Source organism: Streptomyces sp. NPDC005181 (genome assembly GCF_040608395.1).
In the GTDB taxonomy this organism is placed as follows: domain Bacteria; phylum Actinomycetota; class Actinomycetes; order Streptomycetales; family Streptomycetaceae; genus Streptomyces.
The window spans coordinates 35,856-42,982 of the sequence record NZ_JBEXID010000060.1; the positions used below are offsets into that span (position 1 = coordinate 35,856).

General features: G+C 66.8%; 4 protein-coding genes. 2 read left to right on the forward strand and 2 right to left on the reverse strand.

Going from position 1 to position 7,127, the window contains the following annotated elements:
- Positions 1–20: 20 nt before the first annotated feature.
- Together ABZV38_RS28875 and ABZV38_RS28880 are read right to left on the reverse strand one after the other, a co-directional pair.
- The gene (locus ABZV38_RS28875; RefSeq protein WP_356331373.1) at positions 21–3,047 is read right to left on the reverse strand and encodes an SMC family ATPase; all 3,027 of its coding nucleotides are present in this window, start codon (positions 3,045–3,047) and stop codon (positions 21–23) included.
- Positions 3,047–4,201, reverse strand: a complete 1,155-nt coding sequence (locus tag ABZV38_RS28880) for an exonuclease SbcCD subunit D (RefSeq protein WP_356331374.1) — start codon at positions 4,199–4,201, stop codon at positions 3,047–3,049. The genes ABZV38_RS28875 and ABZV38_RS28880 overlap by 1 nt, the downstream gene beginning before the upstream one ends.
- A 283-nt stretch (positions 4,202–4,484) precedes the next feature.
- On the opposite strand from ABZV38_RS28880, the gene ABZV38_RS28885 reads away from it, so the two are divergent.
- Both ABZV38_RS28885 and ABZV38_RS28890 read left to right on the forward strand, forming a co-directional pair.
- The gene (locus tag ABZV38_RS28885) at positions 4,485–6,365 is read left to right on the forward strand and encodes an AAA family ATPase (RefSeq protein ID WP_356331375.1); all 1,881 of its coding nucleotides are present in this window, start codon (positions 4,485–4,487) and stop codon (positions 6,363–6,365) included.
- A gap of 589 nt (positions 6,366–6,954) precedes the next feature.
- Positions 6,955–7,077, forward strand: coding sequence for a hypothetical protein (locus ABZV38_RS28890; RefSeq protein WP_356331376.1), 123 nt, complete (start codon positions 6,955–6,957; stop codon positions 7,075–7,077).
- The last annotated feature ends 50 nt before the right edge of the window (positions 7,078–7,127 follow it).

A 7,127-nucleotide genomic window follows, 5' to 3' on the forward strand; every position in this document is an offset into this window, starting at 1 on the left:
CCTGCCCGGTGGCTCTGACGTTACAGATCGGTGCTGATCAACGGGCGCAGTGTGGAGCCGTTGCGGTGTTTCATCACGTTTAGCTGGCTGGGGATTCGGCGGCTGAGTTCGGCGACGTGGCTGACGATGCCCACGGCCCGGTTCCCGGCGCGTAGTTGGTCCAGGACGTCCATGACGTCCTGGAGGTTCTGTTCGTCGAGGGTGCCGAAGCCTTCGTCGATGAACAGGGTTCCCAGCGGGCGGCCGTTGGCTTCCTGGGTGACGACGTCGGCCAGGCCGAGGGCGAGGGCGAGGGAGGCGGTGAAGGTTTCGCCGCCGGACAGTGTGGAGGTTTCGCGTTCGGTGCCGGTCCAGGTGTCGAGGATTCTCAGTCCCAGGCCGGACTTGAGGCGTCCGCGTCGGCCTGCGTCCTTGTCCGCGCTGTGTAGAAGGAGGTAGCGCTCCGAGGTCATGGCCCGCAGTCGGATGTTGGCTGCGTCGGCGATCTCTTCGAGGCGGGCGGCCAGGACGTAGGCCTCAAGTTCCATGCTGAGGGTGTTGGCGGTGGTGGTGGCGGATGCGATGCCAGCTAGGCGGTCGGCCAGGGCGTGGCGGGCCTGCAGGGGTTCCAGGTCGCTGAGGCGGGCTTCGAGGGTGGAGATCAGGGCGGTCAGGGCGGTGACACGGTCGGTGGCCTGCTGGCGGGCCGCGGCGGTCTTCTTCATGCGGTCTTCGGCCTGGAGCAGGGCGTCGGCTGCGGCTTGCGGGTCGGCGGGGGGTTGGAGGCCGGCCTCGAGCAGATTGGGGGTTTTGAGGAGGTCGGTGACGACGGCGTCGTCCTTGTCCCACTGGTCGAGTTCCTGGTTCCACTGCTGCAGGAGGGCTGGGGCTTGCAGTGCGGCGGTGGCTTCGTCGAGGGTCGGGAAGCCGGCGTCGTGGGCGGTGTCGGTGACGGTGGTCGTCGCGTCACGGTGGCGGTCGGCTACGTCGGTTGCCGTCTGGGCGGCGTCGATGGCGTTGGACAGGCCCTTAGCGGCGCGGCTGAGTTCAGTGATGCGGTTGCCGAGCGTGGTGGCTGTGCCGCGTGCGGCGGCCAGGGTTTCGGCGAGGGTGCTCTGCTGCTGGGCCAGGGCCTTGATGCGTGTCTGGCACTCGGTGACACGGTCTTGGGCTTCCTGGCATTGCTGGGTCCGGGTGTCGTGCTCTGTGCGGAGTCGGGCCAGTGCTTCCTTGGCGGAGGGCAGCGCGGTGGCTGCATCGCATGCGGCCCGGTGGGCTTCCTGGGCCTCTTTGAGCTGTGTCTTGAGTTCGTCGCAAGGGGTGGGACCTGCTGCTCCGACCGCTTCGGCATGCTGGGTGGCGAGGTCGTTGCGGTTGCGGCTGGCCTGGGCGTGCAGAGTGTCGGCCTGTTCGTGGAGGGTGCGGGACTTGTCCTCGTCCTCGCGGGTGGGCTGGTCGGGCTGGCGTTGTGCTGGTTGCGGGTGGGTGGGTGAGCCGCAGACCGAGCACGGGGCCCCGTCGGTGAGTTCGGCGGCTAGCTCTCCGGCCATGCCGTCCAGGCGGCGTTCGCGCAGGTCCAGCCACTGTTTTTTGGCCTGGAGGGCTTCGGCCGCACGGTGGGTTTCGGTTTCTGCGGCAGATGCGAGCTGTGTGGTGAGGGTATCGCGGCGGCGCGCGGCCTCGAGGTGGGCGTTGAGTGCCTGGATGTCCTGCTCGCGTTGAGGTACCTGGTCTGCGGTCTTGGTCATGTCGTCGAGGCGGCCGGTGTGTTCGGCCTCCAGGGCAGGCCATGCGGTGAGCCATTGTCCGGCCTCGTCGAGGTCGGCTCGTGCCTGCTGCTCCTTGGTGTTGAGTTCGGTGATCTGGGTGCCGAGCTGCGTGTGGTGCTGTTCGTCGGGAAGCAGTCCTTCGACGCGGCCTCGCTCGGCGTGGTGCTGTTCGAGGACGATCCGTAGCTGGGGAATGCCGACATGGCGGTGGTCGTCGGGCAGCATGTTGCGGGCGTCGTCTTCGGCGGTCTTGGCCGTGCGAAGGGCCAGTGAGGTGTGCCTCACGCCGTCGAGGAGGGGGCGCAGTAGTTCGGCGCGCCGGCCGTTGTCCAGTTGCTCGCGGAGCCGCGGGTGGTTGGCGGCTTTGTCGTCGAGGGCTGCGCGTCGCGCTTGGGCCTGAGCGTGTTGGGTTTGGTGGTTGGCGAGTTCGTTGGTGCGCTGGTGTTCGATCTTGGCGTGCTGGTGTGCTGCGTCGCTGTGTTGCTCGTCGGCCAGTGCCGTGGTGTGGGCGTTGTGGGCGAGGGTGCGTAGGTGTTGGGCCCAGGGCAGGATGTCGGCGGGGTGCTGGGCGTCGGGTCGGGTGGGCTGGTCGGCGCCGGTGTCCTCTTGGTGAAGGAGGGGGCCTGCTTCCTGGTGGATGCGTTCGCTGAGCTGCTGGAGGACTGTGGTGACCTCGTCGAGGTCCTTCCTTGTGGCTTTGCTTCGGTTGGTGAGCCATGCCTGCAGTTCCTGGAAGCGTCCGGTATCGAAGAGCCGGCGCAGCAGCACGGCGCGGTCTTTGGCGTCGGCCCGCAGGAAGGTGGCGAAGTCTCCTTGCGGCAGGAGGACGACCTGGCAGAACTGTTCCTTGGACAGCCCCAGAGCCGCTTCGATCTCCCTGGCGGTGTCCTGGTGGTTTGCGCTGACAGGATCCCATCCCGCACTGCCGTCGGTGTCGGTCCGCTGATGGAGCTCGACGGTGGCTTCGGCGGTGGCGGTGCCGGTCTTCGCACGTTTGCTGGGGTAGGACTGCTTTGGCTGTCGAGTGATCTTGAGGCGGCGGCCGGCTGCGCTGAATTCCAGGATGACGTGGGTGCGTGTGTCTGTGGGGGCGTGGTCGCTGCGCAGGCGGTGGGTGGGGCGGATGCCGGGCACGGTGCCGTAGAGGGCGAAGCAGACGGCGTCCAGGATGCTGGTCTTCCCGGCCCCGGTGTCGCCGCGCAGGAGGAACAGGCCGTTACTGGTCAGGGCGTCGAAGTCGACGGTTTCTGTGCGAGCGAAGGGTCCGAATGCCTGGACGGTCAGGTGGTGGAGATACATCAGCTGGCCTCTCGTGCGGCGGCTGCGGTGCGGACGCTTTCGAGTCCTTCTTGCAGCAGGTTCTGCTCCGGGGCGGTGGCGGGAACGCCGGTGACGTGGTCGAGGAAGCCGAGCGTGATCTCGTGGTCGCTGCGGCCGTTGACGCGGGACCGGTAGGACTCCTGTGTGGTGGCCTGATGCTGGGAGAAACTCAGCTTCAAGGCGTGGGGGAAGCGCTGCTGCAGGCGTTCCATGGCCATATGGGGCCGGTCGGTGTCAGTAAGCGTGATGTGCAGCCAGCAGTCTTCGTACTCGGTGTGCTCGGGTTGGGTGAGCAGGTCGTTCAGAGTGCCGGTCAGCTGACGCAGGCGGCGAGGCAGAGGGCAGAGGATCTTGCGGGCGGTCAGGGTGGAGCCTGCATCCAGGTCGATCAGCCACGTGGCCTTGGGATGGTCGGCTTCAGAGAAGGAGTAGGCCAGCGGAGATCCGCTGTAGCGGATGCGTTCGCTGATTTGCTGGCAGCGGTGCAGGTGGCCCAGTGCTACATAGTCGACCCCGGTGAAGACGGAGGCGCTGACCGAAGGGACGCCGCCGGCGGTGATGTCACGCTCGCTGTCGCTGGTGTCGGCTCCGGTGACGAAGGCGTGGGCCAGGACGACGGACCGGGTGTTGTCCGGGCGGGCCGCAAGGTCGGCGCGGACCTTGTCCATGGCCGCGCTCAGCACAGCATGGTGGCTTGGCTTCTCCGCTCCGAGGTGCGCATGGACCAGGCCAGGTTCGAGGTAGGGCAGGCCGTAGAAGGCGACCGGTCCGTGCTCGTCGTGCAGGACGGCGGGGCGAGCGCAGTCCTCCACGCTGGTCCGCAGGTGGATCCCCGCGCGCTCGATCAACCGGGCATTGACGCCCAGCCGACGCGGCGAGTCATGGTTCCCGCTGATCATGACGAGCGGCACCTGAAGATCGGCAAGCTCCCCAAGTACCCAGTTGAACAAGTCAATCGCGTCCAGCGGCGGGATAGCGCGGTCGAACACGTCGCCCGCAACAGCCACCGCCTCGACGTGCTCCCGACGCACCGTGTCCAGCAGGTGCTCGAGGAACGTGCGCTGCTCCGCGAGGAGGGGCACGCGATGCAGTTGCCGGCCGAGATGCCAGTCCGAGGTGTGCAAGATCCGCATGGCTGGTGACGGTACCGACAGCCACCGGCATCACGGGAGCTTTTCTGCAAATCAGAGGACATATCAATCAGCACTGTGCGGGGTCTACATGGTGGTAGAGGGGATTTCGGGCAAGTCGGCGTGTGTCGAGGCGGGTTGTATCAGTGGGACTGACGGTGGCGATGCGACTGACGCTCTAGGATGGGCCGTTCGGGTTGGGATGAGGCGTCAGAACCATCTGAGCGGGTGTCAGCTGGGCGCTCGCGGTGGTCGGCGGTGCGGGAACTGGGAGCGGTCGAGCGCAGTGCAGTTGAACAGCTTCAGCGTGAGTGGCTTCCGCTCGTTGACCGAGGTAGCGGATATCCCGGTGAGCAAGCCGACCATCCTGGCCGGGCATAACGACGGCGGGAAGAGCGCCCTGCTGGACGCTTTGGCCTTCCTGCTGGGCGTGCGTACTTTGTCCGAGGACGACCGCAGCTACCTGGCTACCGATGCCGTCGGCGAGCACGCGTCGCCCGTCCGCTGCGAGAACACCAGCGTGTGGGGCACGTTCACTCTCGACGCCTTCGAGCAGGAACACTTCGATCTGCCTGAGGAGGTGCAGCTGCAGCGCCGGGCCGGGGAGGATCTCGCCCCGCGGCTGGAGATCTGGGGTCCGCTGCCGGACGACGATCGTCTGCGCGACCTGTCCCAGCACCTGGTGCCGGCTTTGAAGGGCCTGGTGGCCGAGTTCAGCCTGTCCCCCGCCTCCACGCTGAAGGCGGACCTGGTGCAGGCGCTGCGTGAGTACGGACGCCAGCACGCCAGCGGCAGCGACTGGTTGCCTGCCCCGGTCGGTTTGGACCGGCGCATGCCGTGGTTTTTGTCGTTCGATGGCAAAGCGGCCAGGCCCGACGAGGCGGTCAAGACTGCCCTGGTCGGCCGGTTCCAAAGCCACATGGCCGACCCCGAGCTCAAGGGCAAGCTCACTGCCCTCGAGGACGACGTCAAGGAGCGGCTGCGCATCGACGCCAAGTCCCTGTGCGACCACATTCAGACCCGCTGCCCTGATCTGGCGGAGGTCTTCGTCGAGCCCGACGTCTCCTTCCAGAAGGGCTTCGGCGGCGCGCCGCTGCGCATCGCCCGTATTGCCGGTGAGGCGGTGGGCCTGGACCGCTCCGGGCTGGGCAGCAACCGGCGCGTGTCGCTGGCCATCTGGGAGTGGACCAGCGAGCTGCTGGCCGAGGAGGAAAGCACCGCCCCCATGACGAGCCCGGACGACGGCGAGGCCCCCGAGCCGCCGCCCGTGCAGACGATCGTGGTCTACGACGAGCCGGACACGCACCTGGACTACACCCACCAGCGCAAGATCATGCAGCTGATCCGGGAGCAGAGCGCCATCCCGAACGTCAGCGTGCTGGTGGCCACGCACTCCATGAATCTCATCGATGGCGTCGACCTCTCCGACGTCGTGCACCTGAAGCTGGACAACCACCGCACCGTAGTGGAACGGCTCGGCGCCGGACTGCTCGGCGACGACATCGACGAGCACCTGGGAAAGATCGCGGCAGCGGTCGGGCTGCGGAACTCCGTGCTCCTGCACGAACGCTGCTTCCTGGCCGTCGAAGGCGAAACCGAGCAGCGCGCCTTCCCGCTGCTGTTCCGGCTATGCGAAGGACTGTCGCTGCAGGCCGCCGGGATCGCGCTGTGGGCCTGCTTCAACAACGAGGGCGCCCTGCACCTGGCCCGCTACCTCGCGAAAAAAGGCCGCACGATCATGCTGGTGGTCGACGCCGACAGCCGCAGCGTGAGCAAGGGCATCTTCAAAACCGCCAAGCTCACCCAGTTCTTTGGCCCCCACGCCTCCCGCTACGTGAAGTTCCTCGGTGAACCCGACCCGGACGCGCCGGGGGAAGACCAGTTCAATGAACTGGAGGAGATCTTCAAAGACGACGTGTGGGCACGTGTCGCCAACAAGATCTGGGCCAAGAACGAAGGCACCTGGAGCGCCGCCGACTTCGCCGCCCTGCGCGGCCAGCGTAAGTTCAGCGAAGCAGTCAAGGAGACGCTGCAGACCCACAGCCCGGACGGTCCCGGAGGCAAGCCCGAAATGATGTACGAACTTGCCATGGCCCTGGACAATCCCAGCGATGTACCCGAGCAGCTGCGCACCGTTTTCGCGCAGCTCAGGACGCTAGCAGCATGAAGCTTCCCCGCAGTGCCTGACCACCACCGGATGCAGGGCGGCCTTGCCGGCGGCGCGCCAGCATGCGCTCCTTGCGTTGCTCCGACGTGGGTGCAACCCACTCATGCCACCCCACTGGCGGCTTCCACCGCTGCATGTGCTCACGCTCATCGACCCCACACCACCGGCAGCCACTGGGCGCAGGTATCCGCAGGTCAGAACTGTTAGTGGACATCGCCACTCCTTCCCCTGCACCACATTCTGCCCCCCACCACTGACACCACTCTTCGACACGAGCACGCACGCCTGCCGGGCTGATGAAGGCACGGTCCTGACAGGCGTGCGCGGCTCAATTCGGCAGGCCTCCACTGTGCGGCACGGCGCCCCCGACCGCGAGTGAGGACAGCCGTCCGGCGCCCCTCGTTACCGTTTTCGTGGCTCCGCAATGGGGCCTCCGGCCTTCGTGTCCGGCATGACTTCCCCCCTTGTTGTTGATGATCCGGGGGGTGGTGTCACCGGGCCCGGAGGCATCGACGGACCGCTGATGAGGGGCTTGAGCACCGGCTTCACCCAGGCCGGAAGGACGAAAGCGTGATGGAGGGGCCTGCACGTGATCCACACCAGCGACATCGACGTCTTCCTCGGCCTGGACGTCGGCAAAGGCGAGCACCACGCCACCGCCGTCACACTGAAGCTTCCCCTTGATCACGGACACCTGGAGACTGGGACCTGAGGTTCCAGAGGAAGTAGAGCCAGGTGGGAAGCAACTACTCGAAGCGGTAC